The sequence below is a fragment of the Sphingopyxis witflariensis genome (assembly GCF_002205635.1).
In the GTDB taxonomy this organism is placed as follows: domain Bacteria; phylum Pseudomonadota; class Alphaproteobacteria; order Sphingomonadales; family Sphingomonadaceae; genus Sphingopyxis; species Sphingopyxis witflariensis.
Window position 1 is genome coordinate 1 of sequence record NZ_NISJ01000005.1, and the last position, 18,183, is coordinate 18,183.

Consider the following 18,183-nt stretch of genomic DNA (forward strand, 5'->3'; position numbering starts at 1 on the left):
CTCCAAAACCAACATCCCGATCTCGCCGCCTGAAAATCCAGCCGGCTGCTTAAACCATCGAAATGAGGGGTCCCTTTTAGACGCCGATCACCCCGCTAACGGGGTCCTTTTTGCACGCCGATCCACAACGAGGGCAATATTTACGAATGCCTGATCGAGGGCTATAAGCATGATCTGCGCAATTGCTGGTGGATCGTCGACTATAACCGCCAGTCGCTCGACGCAACGACCGCCGATCGCATGTTCGACCGTTTCGACGATATTTTCGAGACCTGCGGCTGGCGGGTGCTGACGCTCAAATATGGGAAATTGCAGCAACAGGCCTTCGCGCGTCCGGGCGGCAAGACGTTGCAGCAATGGATCGACGGCTGTTCCAATGCAGACTTCGCCGTCCTGACCTATCAGGGCGGCGCCGCGTGGCGCGCACGGCTGATTGCCGACATTGGCGACAAACCGCATGAGAAGAAGCTGCTCGCCAGCTTCGACGACGATGCGCTGGCGCAGTTGATGACCAACCTCGGTGGCCATTGCATCGAGACGATCATCGAAGCCTTTGATAGCGCCGACGACGACCGCCCGACACTTTTCATCGCCTATACGGTGAAGGGTCATGGCCTGCCCCTCGCCGGGCACAAGGACAATCACTCGGGCATGATGAACACGAACCAGATTCATCAATTCCGCGACAGTCTGGACATCGCCGAGGGCAGCGAGTGGGAAAAATGGAGCGGTGTCGGCGACAATGTCGCGGCGCGGCTGCAGGCCTTCGTCGATGACAGCCCGATCGCGCGCAAACTTCGCGAGGGCGCGTTGGAGACCGTGCCGGTTCCGGCGATCCTGCCAGCCCCCGAGGGCACGGAACAGTCGACCCAGGCAGCATTCGGCCGCGTCCTGCTGGACCTCGCCAAATCGGGCGCGCCGCTCGCCGACCGGATCGTGACGACCGCGCCCGACGTGACGCAGACGACGAACCTCGGGGCGTTCGTGAACCAGCGCGGGCTGTTCCGGCGCAAGGAACTCGCCGATGTGTTCCAGAAGGCGAAGATCCCTTCGGCGCAAAAATGGGCCCAGCATGCGGCGGGCCAGCATATGGAACTCGGCATCGCCGAGAATAATTTCTTCTTGCTGCTCGCCTCGCTCGGCCTCGCCGCGCCGCACTTCGGGACGCGACTGATCCCGGTCGGGACAGTCTATGACCCCTTCATTTCGCGCGGCCTCGATGCGCTAAACTATGGCTGCTATCAGGACGCGCGCTTCCTGCTCGTCGGCACGCCTTCGGGGATCACCCTCGCCGGCGAAGGCGGCGCGCACCAGTCGGTAAACACCCCGCTGATCGGCATGGGCCAGCCGAACCTCGACTATTATGAGCCCGCTTTTGCCGATGAGGTCGCCCTGCTGATGCGGCACGCCTTCGACCATATGCAGCAGCCCGATGGCAGCTCGGTCTATCTGCGCCTGTCGACCCGGTCGATCGCGCAGGTCGAACGGACCGACACGGCGTGGCAAGCCGATGCGCTGAAAGGCGGCTATTGGCTGAAGTACCCGGGCCCGGACGCCGAGGCCGCGATCGTCTTCACCGGTGTCATCGCGCCCGAAGCCCTCGCCGCCTGGCAGATATTGAGCGAGGATATGCCCGACATCGGCCTCCTCAACATCACCTCGCCTGACCTTCTCCATCGCGGCTGGTCGGCGCGGCGCGCGGCGCGCTGGACCGGCGGCGCACCCGAACCGAGCCATATCGAAAAGCTGCTCGCATCCCTCGCGCCCGGCGCCGGGCTTGTCACGGTGCTCGACGGCTCTCCGGCAGCGCTGTCGTGGATCGGCGGCGTCAGCGGCAACCGCGTGAGTCCGCTCGGGACCGACCGCTTCGGCCAGACCGGCGACGCGCCCGACCTTTACGACCTGTACCGGATCGACGCGGAAGCGATCGTCGATGCTGCGGCCGAACTCTTCCTGGGAAACTGACATGGCGATCGAACTGATGATGCCGGCGCTCTCGCCGACGATGGAAAAGGGCACGCTCGCCAAATGGCTCGTGGCCGAAGGCGATCTGGTCAAAGCGGGCGACCTGATTGCCGAGATCGAGACCGACAAGGCGACGATGGAATATGAAGCGGTCGATGAGGGACGGATTGCGAAGCTGGTCGTTGCCGAGGGAACCGACGACGTTGCGGTGGGAACCGTGATCGCCCTGCTCGCCGGGGCGGATGAAGCCCAGGCGGTTCCGGCGCCGTCCGCTCCCCCACCGGCCCTGTCGCCCACGCCGACAGACGCCGCTCCGCCGGTCGCGCCCGCCGCACCCATGCCGCCGCCGCAATTGACCGATTGCGCACCCGCGCCGTCATTGCGCCAACCCCCCGCCGACCGGATCAAAGTCAGCCCGCTCGCGGCGCGTATCGCCAATGCGAAAGGCATTGACCTCTCCGCCATTGCGGGGACGGGTCCAAACGGCCGGATCGTTCGGGGCGATCTCGGTCTTTCCTCACTATTGGCGGCGCCTGCCACCCCTTCCATGGCCGCGCCCACCGCTATCACGGGCATCGCACCTCCCCCCGCGGGTGTTCCGGTCGAGACGGTGAAGCTGAGCTCGATGCGCAAGACGATCGCGCGGCGGCTCAGCGAGAGCAAGCAGACCGTCCCGCACTTTTACCTGACGGCACGCTGCAATCTCGACCCGCTGCTCGCGCTTCGCGGGACACTCAACACGACGCTTGCCCCCAGCGGATTAAAATTGTCGGTCAACGACCTTCTTATCAAGGCGCTGGCACTGGCGCTGCACGAGGTTCCCGATGCCAATGTCCAGTTCGGCGGCGACGTGCTTCATCGCTTCGCACGCGTCGACGTGTCGATGGCTGTCGCAATCGACGGCGGGCTCGTCACGCCGGTGCTGCGCGACGTGGGCTCGCTGTCGCTCTCGGCGATCGCAACGCAGAGCAAAGCCCTCGCTGCGAAGGCACGCGACGGCAGGCTGACACCCGGAGATTATGAAGGCGGCACCGTCTCGCTGTCCAACCTCGGCATGTTCGGGATCGACGAGATGTTCCCGGTGATCAATCCGCCGCAGGCGCTGATCCTCGGCGCCGCTGCGGGCATCGAGCAGCCGTGGAAGGTCGATGGCGAGATCAAGCTGGCGACGGTCATGGCCGCGACCGCCAGTTTCGATCACCGCGCGATCGACGGCTCGGTCGCGGCCGAATTCATGCGGGCCTTTCGCGAACTCGTCGAGACACCGCTGCAGCTTCTCATTTGAACGCCGCGCGCGACTGTGCGCCCCGCGGCCGCGCCCATGCTCAGGGCGTAAGAACCGGCAGATCGAGGAAGGATTGCTTCACGGCATTGGCCTCGATCTTCAAGACCGGCGTTCCGGATGCGGGGAGGCGATAGAAGCTGTCCTTGTCGTGCCCCGCAATGGCCACGCGCAAACTATGGCCTTTCGGCACCATCACCGACGTAGGAAGCAGCGCGAGCGACACCATGTCGGTGACGCCCGGCACCATGTCGCGCGCATCAGCGCGCAGGAAGCTGTGCTCGGGGCCGAAGGATGTGCCGCCGGGCCGCGGTCCCGGGCTCTTCCTGCTCGACAGGCGCAGGGCCCCCTCGGTGATCATCGTGACCCGGCCATCGGGCGCCACGCTCTCCAGATAGACGATCACCGCCCCATCCTTGTGGGACGACGACATTTGCAGGGTGATCTTCGGATATCCGGTGATCTCCATGTCCTTTTTAAGCGGCGGCGATGTGTAGAGCAAAGGCCGATTATCCGCCTCTCTCCGGTCGCCATAAAAGACGTCGCGATATCCCAATTGCGTGGTCCAGCGGGTTTCGCTTCCCGTCCCCGCCTCATAATCAACGGTATAGGCGTCCGCCCCCTTGCGCCCGGTTGGCGCCTTGGGACTGAGGCGGTGATCGGGGCTGAAATAATAGCGCTGACTGCGGGTGCCGACGGGCGGCCAGACCGTCGTCGTCCGCCAGTTTTTTGAGCCCACCACATAATAGACGAGTTCCTTTTGCGTCCGCACCGGCTGCGCGCCCTTTTCGAGATAGGCTAACAGGACGCTGACGGCGGGACAAAGGATCGACGTGCTGCCGCCGCACGGCAGCTTCACCTGGCCGTTCAAGGCAGGGCAAGCCCGCTCCTATCTGGGCATCGCGGGCGGGTCGGGCATCACACCGATCCTCGCGCTCATCAAGACCGCGCTGATCGAGGAAACGGACAGCCGCTTCACGCTTCTCTATGGCAACCGGCTGAGTTCGGGGATCATGTTCCTCGAGGAACTGGCGGCGCTCAAGAACCGCTATATGGACCGACTGGCGGTGCATCATTTCCTGCAGGATGAAGATGATGTCGAAGCCCCCCTGTTCAACGGCCAGTTAGATCAGAAGAAGCTGACGGAATTGTTTGACGGACTGGTCGACCCCGCCCGGATCGACGCCGCCTTCATCTGCGGCCCGGCGCCCATGATGGATGCCGCCGAAACCGCGCTGTGCAAAGCCGGCGTAGCGCCGGAGGCAATCATGCTCGAGCGCTTCACCGCCGGCCGCCCCACTGGCGCCGAGGCCGCAAAGATCGAGCGCGAACGCGAAGCCGCTTCGGGCAGGCGGCTGGTCATCGCGATGGACGGCCGGACCCGCCGCCTCGCCTTCGAAAGCCAGCACGGTAGCATCCTCGACAATGCCCGCGCCGCTGGCCTTGCGCCCCCTATGCCTGCAAAGCCGGTGTCTGCGCGACCTGCCGGGCGCGGCTGATCAAGGGAGAGGTCAGCATGGCCGCCAATTACGGCCTGTCCTCCGACGAAATCGCCAATGGCTATATATTGACTTGTCAGGCCGTTCCGCTGACGGAGGAGGTTGTCCTCGACTACGACGCATAAGGGAAAAATATTGGCTCGACCGCAAGCCCCGGACTATGCCGACCGCCGTCAGGCGATGCTCGACAGCGCCGCCGCACTCTATGCCCGCCACGGTTATCTGGGGGCATCCATTTCCGACCTCGCGGCCGCCAGCGGTGTGTCCAAGTCGCTGCTTTATCATTATTTCGGGTCGAAGGAGGACATCCTCTTCGAACTCATGATCGACCATGTCGAGGCATTGCAGCGCATGACCAATGAGGTGCTGGCCGCCCCGTCCGACAATCCGGCCGACCGGCTGGCGCAGCTAACACGCGGCTTTCTGCGCGCCTATGTCGGCGCATCTGACCGGCATAAGGTGCTGGTCAATGATCTGGACTATCTTCCCGCCGAACGGCGGCGCCAGGTCGTGCGCGTCGAACGCGAGCTGATGGACATTGTCGGCGACGTCCTGGCGGCCATCGGTCCGCATTATGGGGAAACCCGCGCCGAGCGCCGCGCATCGACGATGCTCTATTTCGGCATGATCAACTGGACCCACACCTGGTATGACGTCGAGGGACCGCTGTCGGTGGAAGCGCTGGCGGACCGGGCCATCGCAATATTCCTCGGCCGCCCGGCACCGACCAATGCGGGCCAAGTGTCGACGAAATTCTGATCGCAGACCTATCATCCCGTTCCAAACGCCCTTTTGATCAGGCGTTGATCAGAGGGCCCATCCTTTTGTCGGTGCAGGCCGGTGTGATTGATTGGCGCGCCGACGAATGCCCGCTACAGGCGGACCATGCTTCGCCTGACCGAACTCACGCTGCCGCTGCACCACGCACAGGAGGCGCTGCCCGCCGCAATCTGCAAGCGGCTGCGCATTTCCCCGCGCGAACTCATCCGCCACGTCGTCGCGCGGCGCGCGCATGATGCGCGGGACAAGACCAACATCAAACTCATCTATTCGGTCGACGTCAATGTGAAGGACGAGAGCGCGGTACTCGCGCGCTTTCGCAAGGACCGCAACGTCCAGCAAACCCCGAACACCAGCTATAAATTCATCATGCAGGCCCCGGCGGGGGTAAAACGGCCGGTCGTCGTCGGCGCGGGACCATGCGGACTGTTCGTCGGGCTGGTCCTCGCGCAAATGGGGTTCCGCCCGATCATCCTCGACCGCGGCAAGGTGGTACGCGAGCGCACCAAGGACACATGGGACCTGTGGCGGCGCGGCGTGCTCCACCCCGAATCGAACGTTCAGTTTGGTGAGGGCGGCGCGGGCACCTTTTCCGACGGCAAGCTCTACAGCCGGATCAAGGACCCGCGGCACCTCGACCGCAAGGTGCTCACCGAGTTCGTCAAGGCGGGCGCGCCGCCCGAAATCCTGACCGAAGCGCACCCGCATATCGGCACCTTCCGGCTGGTGACGATGGTCGAAAGCTTGCGCGAGACGATCGAGGGCCTCGGCGGCGAATATCGCTGGCAGCATAAGGTCGACGGGCTCGACATCAAAACCGACGGATCGGGCGAGCGCTGCATCCAAGGCGTTCACCTGAGCGATGGCGAGTATATCGAGGCCGACCGCGTCATCCTGGCCGTCGGCCACAGCGCGCGCGACACTTTCGCGATGCTCCACGCGGCGGGGGTCCATGTCGAGGCGAAGCCCTTTTCGATCGGCGTGCGGATCGAGCATCCGCAATCGTGGATCGACACCTCGCGCTTCGGGGCGGATGCAGGCAACCCGATCCTCGGCGCCGCCGAATATCATATCTCGCACCACTGCAAAAACGGCCGCACCGTTTATAGTTTCTGCATGTGCCCGGGCGGCACGGTGGTCGCCGCGACGTCGGAAGAGGGGCGCGTCGCGACCAATGGCATGAGCCAATATTCACGCAACGAGCGCAACGCCAATTCGGGCTTCGTCGTCGCGATCGACCCGGCGCGCGACTATCCCGGCGATCCGCTCGCCGGCCTCGCGTTCCAGCGCCATTGGGAATCGCTCGCATATGTTGCGGGCGGTTCGAACTATCGCGCGCCCGCACAGCGCGTCGGTGACTTTCTGGCGGGGCGTCCATCGACCGCGCTGGGCAGCGTCGTCCCGTCCTATCGCCCCGGCGTGACCCCGACCGATCTGGCCCAATGCCTACCCGATTTCGCGGTAGAGGCGATGCGCGAGGCGATCCCGGTCTTCGGGCGCCAGATCAAGGGCTATGACCATCCCGACGTGGTAATGACCGGGGTAGAGACGCGCACCTCGTCGCCGGTGCGCTTTACCCGCGGGGACGATTTGCAGAGTCTGAACACCCGCGGGCTTTTCCCCGCGGGCGAAGGCGCCGGCTATGCCGGGGGCATCTTGTCCGCGGCGGTCGATGGCATCAAGGTCGCCGAGGCGGTCGCGCAAAGCCTGAAGCCATGACGCTGATCCTGTTCAACAAGCCCTATGACGTGCTCAGCCAGTTCACCGATAGCGGCACTGCGGGATCGACCCGGCGGACCTTGTCCGACTTTATCGACGTGCCTGGGGTCTATCCGGCGGGGCGGCTCGATCTCGACAGCGAGGGGCTGATGCTGCTGACCGACGACGGCCGGCTGCAGGCGCGGATATCCGATCCCAAATATAAAATGCCCAAAACCTATCTCGCACAGGTCGAGGGCGATGTGGCCGACGCCGCGCTGGCGATGCTGCGGGGCGGCGTCCAGTTGAAGGACGGGCCGACGCGCCCCGCCGAAGCCGAACGCATCGCCGACCCTGAATTATGGCCGCGCGACCCGCCGATCCGCGTTCGCAAAAATATACCCGATTGCTGGATCAAACTGACGATCACCGAAGGCCGCAACCGCCAGGTACGCCGCATGACCGCCGCCGTCGGTCATCCGACCTTGCGGCTGATCCGTTGGGCTATCGGCCCCTGGACGCTCGAAGACGTACCACCGGGGCAATGGCAGCACGGCGCAGCGTAAAAAGCCCGCCTTTCACCGAGCCAGAGCGACACCCTCGACGGTAATCCGGTGCATGTGGCGCCGATGGCCGTGATAGTCATTGATCGCATAATGCCAGGTCGACCGATTGTCCCACATCGCGAGCGACGCATCCTGCCAGGCGAACCGGTAATGATATTGCGGCTGCAGGATATGCGCATAAAGTTCCGCGAGCAGGTCGGCGCCCTCTTTTTCGGCCAGACCGACAATCTCCAGCGTGAAAGCCGGGTTGACGTACAGGCCCTTGCGACCGGTTTCGGGATGCGCGAGGACGACGGGATGAACCGCCTCCTGCACCGCGCTCTCGCCGTTGCCGAAACGCGATCCGACCTCGGCGGCATAGGGCGAAGCGGTGCCAAAGACATGGGCATTTCCGTGGCGCGCGCGCAGCCCATCGAGGCGCTTCTTCATTGCATCGGGTAGTCCGTCATAAGCAGCCTGCATCCCGGCGAACATCGTATCGCCTCCGGTCGGCGGAGTTTCCAGCGCATAGAGGATCGAGCCCATCGCGGGCACCTGGTCATAGCTGTGGTCCGTGTGCCAGCCGCCGCCGATATTCGCGGTCTGATCGGCTTCCTTCAACACTTGTGCAATTTGCGGATAGCCCTCGACCGGCGCGAAGAAGCGATTGATGTTGATCGGGCCCCAACGTCCGGCGAAGGCGATATGGTCTTCGGGCGTCAACGATTGGTCACGAAAGAACAGCGCGCCATGATCGAAGAAGGCCTGCCGGAGCACCTTAAAATCCGCGTCCCCGATGCTCCTGATATCAACATCGTCGACCAATGCGCCGACAGCGTCGTTTGCCGGTGTAATTTTCATATCCAATCCCTCTCGCTCTTGTCATCGATGATGGGGCTATCAGGCAGCATCCTCAGCCGGGCGGGCGCACCGGATAGTCGGTGTAACCCCGCTCCTCCCCTGTATAAATATGATCACGGTCGACCCGTGCGAGTTCGGCGCCGTCGCGGATGCGCGCGACAAAGTCGGGGTTGCTGATGAAATAGCGGCCAAAGGACACCGCCTGCGCCGCCCCGCCGCGCAGCAGTTCGGCGGCGGAGGCGGGTTTCAGGCCATTGTTGGCGATCAGATTGCCCGACCAGTTCTCGCGCACCCAGCCGATCGTATCGGCGACGTCGACCAGATGGACATAGGCCAGACCGAGCTTGTCGGCTTCGCGAAGCAGTGGGATGAAGGTCGCCTGCGGGTCGTCATCGGCCATGTCGTTATAAGGATTGTGCGGCGAAATGCGGAAGCCGACGCGGTCGGCACCAATCGCATCGGCCATCGCGCCGAGAATCTCGATCGCGAAGCGGATGCGGTTTTCGGCCGATCCGCCATATTGGTCGCGGCGCTGGTTGCTGTTCGGATTGAGAAACTGGTTCGGCAGATAGCCGCTCGCGCAATGAAGCTCGACACCGTCGAGACCCGCTGCGCGCGCGTTGCGAGCGGCGGCGGCGAATTCCTCGACGACCTGTCGCACTTCGTCGGTGGTCAGCGCGTGGGGAGTTTCGGTGGCGACGGGAACGCCGTCGGGGCCGGGCACCGGATCGGCGCTGGCGACGGCCGAAGGTGCGATGGTGCGGCTGTCATCTTGCTTATTGGCGCGCACGCAAACACGGCCGCAGTGCATCAACTGCATGACGATACGGCCGCCCTCAGCATGCACCGCATCGGCGACGCGGTGCCAGCCCGCGACCTGATCGACCGACCAGATGCCGGGGGTGCGCCAATAGCCCTTGCCGTCGGCGCTCGGTTGAACCCCCTCGGTGATAATCAGCCCCGCGGAGGCGCGCTGGCGGTAATATTCGACCATCAGATCGCCCGGCACATCGCCTGCCCCCGCGCGATCGCGGGTCATGGGGGCCATGACGATCGCGTTGGGCAGAGCAAGCGCACCCAAGGTTCGCGGTTCAAAAAGCGGCTCGATCATGCGACAATCCATCTTTAACGCTATATGTTTTCGACAATTGCGTTATACATTGGCAAAAATATTACGCAAATGGAGAGTGAATTGCCTATGACCTATGATTTTTCCGGAAAAGTCGCACTGATCACCGGCGCCAGCGGCGGCATCGGCCGTGCCACCGCGCTCGCCTTTGCAGGAGCGGGGGCGTCAGTCGTGGTCAGCGACGTCAATGTCGCTGGCGGCGAGGAAACGGTCGGGCTGATCGAGAGTGCGGGCGGCAAGGCGATTTTTCAGGCCTGCGACGTCGCCGACGCCGATGCGGTCAAGGCCCTCGTCAAGCGCGCGGTCGATACCTATGGTCGGCTCGATTTCGGCCACAACAACGCCGGCGTGACCCATATGGCCGCCGACGAGTGGGACGAGGCGGTGTGGAACCGGTCGGTGTCGATCAACTTGGACGGCGTGATGCATTGCATGCGCGAAGAGGCGGCGGCGATGCTCGCCAATGGTGGCGGCGCGATGGTCAACACCGCGTCGATCAACGGCTTCACCGGCAACGCCGTTCAGCCGGGCTATGTCGCCACGAAGCATGGCGTGATCGGCTTGACCCGTCACGGCGCGCTGAAATGGGCGCGCAGCAATATTCGCGTCAATGCGGTGTGCCCCGGGGTGATCGAGACCCCGATGACCGACAGCGTCGCCAGCAGCCCCGAGATGCGCAAAGTGATGGAAGCGATGACCCCGATGGGCCGCATGGGTCAGCCCGAGGAAGTTGCCCATGCGGTGCTATGGCTGTGCAGCGATCAGGCGAGCTTTGTGACGGGCCATCCGCTGGTGATCGACGGCGGCGCGACGGTGAGTTGATTGGGGGCTGGGGCTGGGGCTTGGGTTCCGCAACTTAAGCCCAAAGCCCGTTCGTGCTGAGCTTGTCGAAGCACCGCTCTTCTTTCTTTTCGACGCCTGAAAGAAAGAGCGGCCCTTCGACAAGCTCAGGGCGAACGGCTTTTTTGTGGAGCGCGGTGACCCTACCCCCGCAGCGCGGTCTTCAGCACCTTGCCCGACGCATTGGTCGGCAGTTCATCCAGCAGCACGACACTGCGCGGCACCTTGTAATTCGCCATATTCTCGCGCGCCCAGCCCAGAATTTCGGCCTCGGTCACGCTGCGCTGCGGGCGCAACACGATGAAGGCGCGCCCGACCTCTCCCATCCTTTCATCAGGCACCCCGATTACCGCAACACTGGCAATGTCAGGATGCTCAGCCATCAATTTCTCGACCTCGGCCGGATAGCAGTTGAAGCCGCCGGAAATATACATGTCCTTCTTGCGGTCGGTGATCTGGACATAGCCTCCGGCGTCCATCGTCCCGATGTCGCAGGTGTGCAGCCAGCCGTCGCCGTCGATCGCCTCCGCCGTCGCAGCGGGGTCATCGAGATAGCCGAGCATCACGGCATAGCCGCGCACGCAAATCTCGCCGGTGTCGCCGCGCGAAACCTCCTGCCCCCGTTCGTCGGCGACGATCACCTCGACCCCCGGGATCGCCTTGCCGCAGCTGCGCGCGACGAGCTCTGGCGGATCGCCCGCCTGGCAGGCGGTGATCGTCGTGCACTCGGTCATGCCATAGGCGGTCAGCACGCGGTCGAAGCCGAGTTCGTCCTTCATCCGCCGGATCAATGACGGCGGCACCGATGCCGCCCCCGTCATCGCGCTCTTCAGCGAGGATGAATCAAATTTCCGGCCTTCGAGTTCGGCGAGCAGCGATTGATAAATGGTCGGTGCGCCCGGGATGAAGGCGATGCGGTCGCGCTCGATATGCTCGATCGCCTTGGCGACATCGAACACCGCCATCGGCACGATCATCGCCCCCGCGAGCAGCGCCGCAACCCACCCCGCCTTGTAGCCAAAGCTGTGGAAGAAGGGGTTGATGATCAGATAGGGATCACCGGGTTCGAGCCCGACAAGCTCGATCCAGCCCGCGAACATCGGGATGATCCGCCCGTGCGTCGTCACCACACCCTTGGGCTGGCCAGTCGTGCCGCTGGTGAACATGATGTCGCTGACCGTATCGGGCGAGAGCGCCGCGAGCGCGGCATCGATGCGCGGGTCGTCGGCGCGGCCGGTCGCGACAAAGCCGTCCCATTCGCGGTCGAAACAGATGATCTCGGCGAGGTCGGGCAGGTCAACCTTCGCGAGCATCGCGGGATAATCGGTGCCCAGAAAATCGCCGACGGTGAACAGCAGGCGGCTGTTCGTGCGGCGCAGGATGTCCGATGCCTCGGCCGCCTTCAGCCGCGTGTTGAGCGGGACGATCGCGGCGCCGGTCGCCTGCGCCGCGATCGCGGCGACGATCCACTCGCGGCCGTTCGGCGCCCAGATCGCGACGCGGTCGCCGGGTCCGACACCACGCGCTAGCAATGCCGAGCCCGCGACGCGGACCTCTTGCCATAGCCGCGCATAGCTCCAGCGCTCGCCGCGATCCAAAATCGCCGGGGCATCGCCGAAACGCGACGCGCCCCATTGCGCGAGATGGGGGATGGTCGGCGGCAGCGCGGACATGTCAGGCGGGTTTCATATTTTCGGGACCGAAGAAAGCCCGCATTTCGACGACCTTGCCTTCATCGTCGAATTTGAAGATATCGATCACTTCGATCCGCATCGCCTGCCCCTCGATGTCAAGCGTGACCACGAAGGGAAAGGCGGCATAGTCGCCGGCACAACGGATCGGGCCTTCGAGCGTCAATTGCGCGCCCATCGAAATGCCGACCGCCATGAAGTCGCGGATAGCGGTCTTGCCCACCAGCGGCGGCGACCCGACCGGATCCTCGGCGGTCGCGTTATCAGCGAACACGGCCACGACACCCTCGAGGTCGCCCCGGCCATAAGCGGCGATATAGGCTTCGACGGCCTGAATCTGGTCGGCGGCGGTGACAGACATATTAGCTCTCCGGAAAATAGCGGCTGATCGTATCGACGACGCAGGCGGGCTTGTCCTGCCCCTCGATCTCGATGGTGACCCGGACGATCGACTGGATCGCGCCCTTGACCTCCTCGACCGCGACAATCTCGCCACCTGCGCGGATGCGGGCACCGACCGGGACCGGTGCCAGAAAGCGCAGCCGGTCGGCGCCGACATTGACCGCATGGGCAAAACCGCGCACTTCGACAAGGTCGGGCAGGAAGAAATTGACGAGGCTCATCGTCAGATAGCCATGCGCGATGGTGCCGCCGAACGGCCCCGCTTTGGCGCGCTCGACATCGACGTGGATCCATTGATGATCGCCGGTCACCTTGGCAAAGCCGTCGACGCGCTCCTGATCGATCGTCAGCCAGTCGGTCGGGCCGAGCGCCGTTCCTTCCTGACCGATCAGATCGCGTGGATTGTCATAGATTTTGGTCATGCCCGCTGGCTCGACACCGACAGCACTTCGCCGGTCATGTAGGAGGCGAGGTCGCTGGCGAGGAAGAGCATGACATTGGCGACCTCCCACACCTCGGCGGGGCGCCCGAACGCCTCGCGCGCCGCGAGTTCGTCGAGCAGTTCGTCGGTCGTCACCTTGGCCAGGAAGGCGTGCATCGCGATGCTGGGGGCGACGGCGTTGATCCGCACGCCAAATTCGGCGGCCTCGACCGCCGAACATCGGGTAAAGGCCATCACGCCCGCTTTCGCCGCGGCATAATGCGCCTGCCCCTTTTGCGCGCGCCAGCCGAGCACCGAGGCATTGTTGACGATCGCGCCGCTCTTGCGATCCTGCATGTGCGGCAGGAAAGCGCGGGTCATGCGGAACACGCTGTTCAGCGTAACGTCGAGGACGCGGTGCCATTGATCGTCGCTCATATCGACGACCGAAACTTCGCCGCCGAGTCCGGCATTGTTGATCAGCACATCGATATGTCCCAGCTCGGCAATCGCGGCATCGCGCAGCGCATCGACCTGCGCCTGATCGGTGACGTCGCAGATGCAGGTCGCGGGACGGTGCCCGGTTTCGGTAGCGATCCGGTCGGCAGCTTCGCCAAGGCGGCGCTCGTGGAAATCGCTGATCAGGACGCGCGCGCCCTCTTCGGCGGCACGCTTGGCGACGGCAAAGCCGATGCCGGTGCCCGCCGCGGCGGTGACGACGACGGTCTTTCCCTTCACCAGATCGCGCGGGGTCGGATATGTCGGAATCAGGCTCATGCTACACCTCGGGGTTCGCGCGGCATGCCGAGCGCGCGCTCGGCAATCATATTGCGCTGGATCTGGTTGGTGCCGCCGTAAATCGTGTCCGCGCGCGAATAGAGGAACAGGTTGGGCAGCGTGTCCCATTCATAGTCGGGACCGGTTCCAATCTCGCCCGCCTGTCCCAACACGTCCATCGCCAGTTCGCCAAGCGAGCGGCGCCAGCTCGCCCACTGGATCTTGTAGGTCAGCGCCGCGCCGTCGACCTTGCTATGGTCGCTGTTCGACAACATCCGAAGCGCGCCGTAACGCATCAGGTGGAGCCCGATTTCGGCCTTGGCGAGCCGCTGGCGGATCAGTGGATCGCTCGCGCTGCCATTGGCCCTGGCGGCAGCGATGATTTCATCGAGTTCATTGCGGAACCCCATTTGCTGGCCGAGCGTCGACACCCCGCGCTCGAACGCGAGCAGCCCCATCGCGATCTTCCACCCCTCACCCGGCGCGCCGATCAAACTGTCGGCGGCGCAGCGCGCGTCGGTGAAGAAGGTCTCGTTGAATTCGGCGTCGCCGTTGATCTGCTCGATTGGGCGAATGTCGATTCCTGGCTGGTCGATCTCCATCATCAGGAAGGTCAGGCCTTTGGGGCCCTGCGATCCCTCCTCGCTGCGCGCGATGACGAAAATCCAGTCGGAAATATGCGCGAGGCTGGTCCATATCTTCTGCCCGTTGACGACCCATTCATCGCCCTCGAGCCGCGCCTTGGTCCGCACGCTGGCGAGGTCGGACCCGGCATTGGGTTCGGAAAAACCCTGACAAAAGATCGTCTTGCCCGCCGCAATATCGGGCAGGAAGCGCGCCTTCTGCTCCTCGGTCCCGAACGTCAATATCGTGGGACCGGCGAGTTCAATGCCGATATGGTTGACGCGGCCCGGAACCCCGGCGCGGGCATATTCCTCGGCGAAAATCACCTGCTGCGCGAGCGTCGCACCGCGTCCGCCCCATTTTTCGGGCCAGCCGATGCACGACCATTTGTGCGCGGCGAGCTGTTGCTCCCATTCCTTGCGCCGTTCGGCCTTGGCGGTCAGCGTCGTGATGCCCTTGATATCGCTAAATTCGCCCGCCATCTGGCCGTCCAGCCAGTCGGCACATTCGGCGCGGAAATCTTCCTCCGCTTTCGAGAAGCCGAGTTTCATGCCGCTTCTCCCAAAATCATCGCGGCCACCTGTTCGCGGTGCCAGTTGCCGTTTTTCAGCAAGGTCTGGATCGACCGCGCGCGCTTGAAGAACAGATGCGCGTCATGTTCCCAGGTGAAGCCAATGCCGCCGTGAAGCTGGATCATGTCGCCCGCGCATTTGAAATAGGTGTCGGCGGCAAAGCTCTTCGCCGCGTGGAGCGCCAGCGCGCTATCACCCGATTGTTCATCGACCGTGCAGGCCGCCCAATAGACCGCCGAGCGCGCCTGTTCGATTTCGACCATCATGTCGGCAAGGCGGTGCTTATAGGCCTGAAAACTACCGATCGCGCGGCCGAACTGGACGCGCTCCTTGGCGTAAGCGACGGTGCGGTCAAGGCACGCCTGCGCGCCGCCGAGCGCCTCGGCGGCGAGGCAGATCCAGCCGCTGTCCTGCGCCGCCGAAGCGGCTGCGCTCGCATCCGGTAGCGGCGTTCCGGCCGCGCGGTCGAGTATGATAGTGGCCAAGGGCCGCGTCTGATCCATCGTCAGATGCGCTTCGACCGTGACGCCCTTCGCCCCGGTTTCGACGAGCCATGCACCACCGGGTGCGATCACCAGCAGGATGTCGGCAACATTGCCGTGCGCAACGAAATCGCAGCGCCCCGTCAACATGTCATCATCGGCTTTCAGGTCAGCGCACTCAGCGGCAACCGCGATCAGTTCACCACTCGCAATGCGCGGCAGCCATTCGCCTTTCTGCGCGTCGCTGCCGCCCGCCGCGATCGCACTGCCGGCCATCGCCTGACCAAGCAGCGGGATCGCCGACACTTGCGCGCCCGCCGCCTCGGCGACGGTAGCAAATTCAACCATACCGAGCGCCGCGCCGCCAAATTCCTCGGGCAGCGACAGCCCGCCAAAGCCCAGTTCCTGACAATAAGCGCGCCACAGGTCGCGGTCGACGCCATCGGCGGCCATCGCCCCCCGCGTGCGTGCGCTCGTCGAATTTTCGGCAAAGAACTGCCGCGCGGTGTCGGCGATCATCGCCTGTTCGTCGGTGAGTGCGAAATCCATTATGCGGTTCCCCACACCTTGCGCGGCGCGGTGCGCGCGGCGAGCAGCCCATCGACTGCGCCGCCGACGTCCGACGGTCGCCATGTCGCGCCGGCATCGACCAGCGGCCCTTCGCGCCAGCCATCCTCCAGCATGATCTTGCCGCCTTCGAGTTCGAAGACGCAGCCGGTGACATGCGCGCTTTCGCTGCTGCCCAGCCAGACGACGGTCGGCGCGATATTGGCGGGGTCCATGACGTCGAAGGCATCGCCTTCAGTCGCCATCTTGTCGGCGAACGCCTGTTCGGTCATCCGCGTCCGCGCCGAGGGCGCTAGCGCATTGGCAGTGATGCCGTAACGCCCGAGTTCAGCCGCCTGAACCAGCGTCAGCGACGCAATTCCGCCCTTCGCGGTCGAGTAAGCCGCCTGCGCGATCGAACCCTGAAGCCCCGCCCCCGACGTCGTGTTGATGATCCGCGCGTCAACCGCATGGCCCTGTTTCTGCTGCCCGCGCCAATAATCGACCGCATGGCGGCTGACACAGAAATGACCGCGCAGATGGACGTGCATCGTCGCATCCCATTCGTCGAGCGTCGCCGACACGAACATCCGGTCGCGGACGATCCCGGCATTGTTCACGACGACATGCAGGTCGCCGAACGCCGCAATCGCGGCATCGACGATGCGCTTGGCGGCGTCCCAGTCGGTGACATCTTCATAATTGGCGATCGCCTTGCCGACGCCGCCCGCGTTGATTTCGGCAACGACGGCGTCCGCCGCCGACGTGTCGCGCCCCTCACCCGCCAGCGATGTCCCGATGTCGTTGATCACGACATTGGCGCCTTCGGCCGCAAAGCCGAGCGCATAAGCCTTGCCCAGCCCACGCGCCGCGCCGGTGATGATGACGGTCCGTCCTTCGCAAAGTGTCATTACAACCTCTCGATTATCGTAACATTGGCCTGACCACCGCCTTCGCACATGGTCTGGAGACCATAGCGTCCGCCGGTGCGTTCAAGCCCATTGAGCATCGTCGTCATCAACCGCGCGCCGGTCGCGCCGAGCGGGTGGCCGAGCGCGATCGCGCCGCCGTGGACATTGACCTTTTCATGCGGGATGCCGAGTTCCATCATCCACGCCATCGGCACGCTCGCGAACGCCTCATTGCATTCGAACAGGTCGATGTCGGCGACGGTCATTCCCGCCTTCGCCAGCGCATATTGGGTCGCGGGGATCGGTGCGGTGAGCATCCACACCGGATCGTCTGCGCGCACCGACAGATGGTGGATGCGCGCGCGGGGGGTGAAGTTGTGAGCCTTCACCGCCGCCTCCGACGCGATAAGCAGCGCTGCGGCGCCATCGCAATTCTGGCTGGAGATACCCGCGGTGATCTTGCCGCCTTCCTGAATCAGCCGCAATTCGGCCAGTCCTTCGCGCGTCGTGCCGGGGCGGATCGTCTCGTCCTGCGCGAGGCCTTCGAGCGGCGCGATTTCATTGGCGAACCAGCCCGCGTCGGTCGCGGCCTGCGCGCGCTGGTGCGAGGCAAAGGCGAATTCCTCCATCTCGGCGCGGCTGATGCCCCATTTGTCGGCGATCATTTCGGCCGAGTTGATCTGATTGAGCAGCCCGTCGCCATAGCGCGCGATCCAGCCGGGCGAGGTGTTGAACGGGTTGGTGAAGCCATAGGGTTCGCCAGCGTACATGGCGGCGCTGATCGGAATCGCGTTCATCGCCTGGCTTCCGCCCGCAACGACCAGATCCTGCGTCCCGCTCATCACGCCCTGCGCGGCGAAATGCACCGCCTGCTGCGACGATCCGCATTGGCGGTCGATCGTCGTGCCGGGCACATGTTGCGGCAATCCGGCGACCAGCCAGACGGTGCGGCCGATGTCGCCCGCCTGCGGCCCGATCGTGTCGCAGCAGCCCCAGACGACATCGTCGACCGCGCCCGCGTCGATGCCGGTGCGCGCGACCAGCGCCTTGATCGGATGCGCGCCGAGGTCGGCAGGATGGACGCCCGCAAGGCTGCCCTTCTTGCGCCCGATCGGCGTGCGGACCGCGTCAATGATATAAGCTTCGGCCATCAGATTT

19 protein-coding genes are annotated in these 18,183 nt (G+C 64.3%); 8 read left to right on the plus strand and 11 right to left on the minus strand.

The window, feature by feature from the left end:
* The first annotated feature begins 240 nt into the window (after window positions 1–240).
* Entirely contained in the window at window positions 241–1,965 is a 1,725-nt protein-coding gene (locus CDQ91_RS10505; RefSeq protein WP_237245932.1) for a transketolase, read from the plus strand.
* A gap of 1 nt (window position 1,966) precedes the next feature.
* Window positions 1,967–3,250 carry a dihydrolipoamide acetyltransferase family protein gene (locus CDQ91_RS10510; RefSeq protein WP_088472693.1) on the plus strand — a complete coding sequence of 428 codons (1,284 nt, stop codon included), beginning with the start codon at window positions 1,967–1,969 and terminating at the stop codon, window positions 3,248–3,250.
* 40 nt (window positions 3,251–3,290) lie between these two features.
* On the opposite strand, the gene CDQ91_RS10515 is transcribed toward CDQ91_RS10510, so the two are convergent.
* Entirely contained in the window at window positions 3,291–4,118 is an 828-nt protein-coding gene (locus CDQ91_RS10515) for a CocE/NonD family hydrolase (protein ID WP_088472937.1), read from the minus strand.
* Here CDQ91_RS10515 and CDQ91_RS10520 point away from each other — a divergent pair.
* The 5 genes from CDQ91_RS10520 (at window position 4,081) to CDQ91_RS10535 (ending at window position 7,790) form a co-directional block, all read left to right on the plus strand.
* The gene (locus CDQ91_RS10520; RefSeq protein ID WP_237245933.1) at window positions 4,081–4,746 is read left to right on the plus strand and encodes a ferredoxin reductase domain-containing protein; all 666 of its coding nucleotides are present in this window, start codon (window positions 4,081–4,083) and stop codon (window positions 4,744–4,746) included. The two genes, CDQ91_RS10515 and CDQ91_RS10520, sit on opposite strands and share 38 nt — an antisense overlap.
* Complete coding sequence (locus CDQ91_RS21705; RefSeq protein WP_237245954.1) at window positions 4,746–4,871, plus strand: 2Fe-2S iron-sulfur cluster-binding protein; 126 nt, start codon at window positions 4,746–4,748, stop codon at window positions 4,869–4,871. The genes CDQ91_RS10520 and CDQ91_RS21705 overlap by 1 nt, the downstream gene beginning before the upstream one ends.
* A gap of 10 nt (window positions 4,872–4,881) precedes the next feature.
* Complete coding sequence (locus CDQ91_RS10525; RefSeq protein ID WP_088472694.1) at window positions 4,882–5,505, plus strand: TetR/AcrR family transcriptional regulator; 624 nt, start codon at window positions 4,882–4,884, stop codon at window positions 5,503–5,505.
* 126 nt (window positions 5,506–5,631) lie between these two features.
* Entirely contained in the window at window positions 5,632–7,245 is a 1,614-nt protein-coding gene (locus CDQ91_RS10530) for an NAD(P)/FAD-dependent oxidoreductase (RefSeq protein ID WP_088472695.1), read from the plus strand.
* Complete coding sequence (locus CDQ91_RS10535) at window positions 7,242–7,790, plus strand: pseudouridine synthase (RefSeq protein WP_088472696.1); 549 nt, start codon at window positions 7,242–7,244, stop codon at window positions 7,788–7,790. Before CDQ91_RS10530 ends, CDQ91_RS10535 begins: the two co-directional genes overlap by 4 nt.
* A 12-nt stretch (window positions 7,791–7,802) precedes the next feature.
* Here CDQ91_RS10535 and CDQ91_RS10540 read toward each other — a convergent pair whose 3' ends face one another.
* Window positions 7,803–8,630, minus strand: a complete 828-nt coding sequence (locus tag CDQ91_RS10540; protein ID WP_088472697.1) for a TauD/TfdA dioxygenase family protein — start codon at window positions 8,628–8,630, stop codon at window positions 7,803–7,805.
* A 52-nt stretch (window positions 8,631–8,682) separates the two neighbouring features.
* Window positions 8,683–9,741: an alkene reductase gene (locus tag CDQ91_RS10545; RefSeq protein ID WP_088472698.1), complete on the minus strand. Its 1,059-nt coding sequence runs from the start codon at window positions 9,739–9,741 to the stop codon at window positions 8,683–8,685.
* An 87-nt stretch (window positions 9,742–9,828) separates the two neighbouring features.
* On the opposite strand from CDQ91_RS10545, the gene CDQ91_RS10550 reads away from it, so the two are divergent.
* Entirely contained in the window at window positions 9,829–10,581 is a 753-nt protein-coding gene (locus CDQ91_RS10550; RefSeq protein ID WP_088472699.1) for an SDR family NAD(P)-dependent oxidoreductase, read from the plus strand.
* 161 nt (window positions 10,582–10,742) lie between these two features.
* Here CDQ91_RS10550 and CDQ91_RS10555 read toward each other — a convergent pair whose 3' ends face one another.
* From CDQ91_RS10555 to CDQ91_RS10590, 8 genes are read right to left on the minus strand one after another with little or no spacing between them, the layout of a single operon-like run.
* On the minus strand, window positions 10,743–12,272 hold the full coding sequence (locus tag CDQ91_RS10555; RefSeq protein ID WP_088472700.1) for a FadD3 family acyl-CoA ligase: 1,530 nt from the start codon (window positions 12,270–12,272) through the stop codon (window positions 10,743–10,745).
* A 1-nt stretch (window position 12,273) separates the two neighbouring features.
* On the minus strand, window positions 12,274–12,651 hold the full coding sequence (locus CDQ91_RS10560) for a nuclear transport factor 2 family protein (protein WP_088472701.1): 378 nt from the start codon (window positions 12,649–12,651) through the stop codon (window positions 12,274–12,276).
* A gap of 1 nt (window position 12,652) precedes the next feature.
* Window positions 12,653–13,114 (minus strand): MaoC family dehydratase, encoded by a 462-nt coding sequence (locus CDQ91_RS10565; protein WP_088472702.1) that lies wholly within the window; start codon window positions 13,112–13,114, stop codon window positions 12,653–12,655.
* Window positions 13,111–13,890 carry an SDR family oxidoreductase gene (locus CDQ91_RS10570; protein ID WP_088472703.1) on the minus strand — a complete coding sequence of 260 codons (780 nt, stop codon included), beginning with the start codon at window positions 13,888–13,890 and terminating at the stop codon, window positions 13,111–13,113. The genes CDQ91_RS10565 and CDQ91_RS10570 overlap by 4 nt, the downstream gene beginning before the upstream one ends.
* Window positions 13,887–15,065, minus strand: a complete 1,179-nt coding sequence (locus tag CDQ91_RS10575) for an acyl-CoA dehydrogenase family protein (protein WP_088472704.1) — start codon at window positions 15,063–15,065, stop codon at window positions 13,887–13,889. The genes CDQ91_RS10570 and CDQ91_RS10575 overlap by 4 nt, the downstream gene beginning before the upstream one ends.
* On the minus strand, window positions 15,062–16,117 hold the full coding sequence (locus CDQ91_RS10580; protein ID WP_088472705.1) for an acyl-CoA dehydrogenase family protein: 1,056 nt from the start codon (window positions 16,115–16,117) through the stop codon (window positions 15,062–15,064). The genes CDQ91_RS10575 and CDQ91_RS10580 overlap by 4 nt, the downstream gene beginning before the upstream one ends.
* Window positions 16,117–17,025, minus strand: a complete 909-nt coding sequence (locus CDQ91_RS10585) for an SDR family oxidoreductase (RefSeq protein WP_088472706.1) — start codon at window positions 17,023–17,025, stop codon at window positions 16,117–16,119. The genes CDQ91_RS10580 and CDQ91_RS10585 overlap by 1 nt, the downstream gene beginning before the upstream one ends.
* A complete protein-coding gene (locus CDQ91_RS10590) occupies window positions 17,025–18,176 on the minus strand; it encodes an acetyl-CoA C-acetyltransferase (protein WP_088472707.1) in 1,152 nt (383 codons plus the stop codon). The genes CDQ91_RS10585 and CDQ91_RS10590 overlap by 1 nt, the downstream gene beginning before the upstream one ends.
* Window positions 18,177–18,183: the final 7 nt, after the last annotated feature.

Excerpts from the sequence above, each read along its gene's own strand:
- CDQ91_RS10550 (WP_088472699.1), top strand. The coding sequence starts at position 9,829 with ATGACCTATGATTTTTCCGGAAAAGTCGCACTGATCACCGGCGCCAGC.
- CDQ91_RS10590 (WP_088472707.1), bottom strand. The coding sequence starts at position 18,176 with ATGGCCGAAGCTTATATCATTGACGCGGTCCGCACGCCGATCGGGCGC.
- CDQ91_RS10540 (WP_088472697.1), bottom strand. The coding sequence starts at position 8,630 with ATGAAAATTACACCGGCAAACGACGCTGTCGGCGCATTGGTCGACGAT.
- CDQ91_RS10570 (WP_088472703.1), bottom strand. The coding sequence starts at position 13,890 with ATGAGCCTGATTCCGACATATCCGACCCCGCGCGATCTGGTGAAGGGA.
- CDQ91_RS10575 (WP_088472704.1), bottom strand. The coding sequence starts at position 15,065 with ATGAAACTCGGCTTCTCGAAAGCGGAGGAAGATTTCCGCGCCGAATGT.
- CDQ91_RS10555 (WP_088472700.1), bottom strand. The coding sequence starts at position 12,272 with ATGTCCGCGCTGCCGCCGACCATCCCCCATCTCGCGCAATGGGGCGCG.
- CDQ91_RS10580 (WP_088472705.1), bottom strand. The coding sequence starts at position 16,117 with ATGGATTTCGCACTCACCGACGAACAGGCGATGATCGCCGACACCGCG.
- CDQ91_RS10565 (WP_088472702.1), bottom strand. The coding sequence starts at position 13,114 with ATGACCAAAATCTATGACAATCCACGCGATCTGATCGGTCAGGAAGGA.
- CDQ91_RS10585 (WP_088472706.1), bottom strand. The coding sequence starts at position 17,025 with ATGACACTTTGCGAAGGACGGACCGTCATCATCACCGGCGCGGCGCGT.
- CDQ91_RS10545 (WP_088472698.1), bottom strand. The coding sequence starts at position 9,741 with ATGATCGAGCCGCTTTTTGAACCGCGAACCTTGGGTGCGCTTGCTCTG.
- CDQ91_RS10560 (WP_088472701.1), bottom strand. The coding sequence starts at position 12,651 with ATGTCTGTCACCGCCGCCGACCAGATTCAGGCCGTCGAAGCCTATATC.
- CDQ91_RS10530 (WP_088472695.1), top strand. The coding sequence starts at position 5,632 with ATGCTTCGCCTGACCGAACTCACGCTGCCGCTGCACCACGCACAGGAG.
- CDQ91_RS10505 (WP_237245932.1), top strand. The coding sequence starts at position 241 with ATGTTCGACCGTTTCGACGATATTTTCGAGACCTGCGGCTGGCGGGTG.
- CDQ91_RS10535 (WP_088472696.1), top strand. The coding sequence starts at position 7,242 with ATGACGCTGATCCTGTTCAACAAGCCCTATGACGTGCTCAGCCAGTTC.
- CDQ91_RS10510 (WP_088472693.1), top strand. The coding sequence starts at position 1,967 with ATGGCGATCGAACTGATGATGCCGGCGCTCTCGCCGACGATGGAAAAG.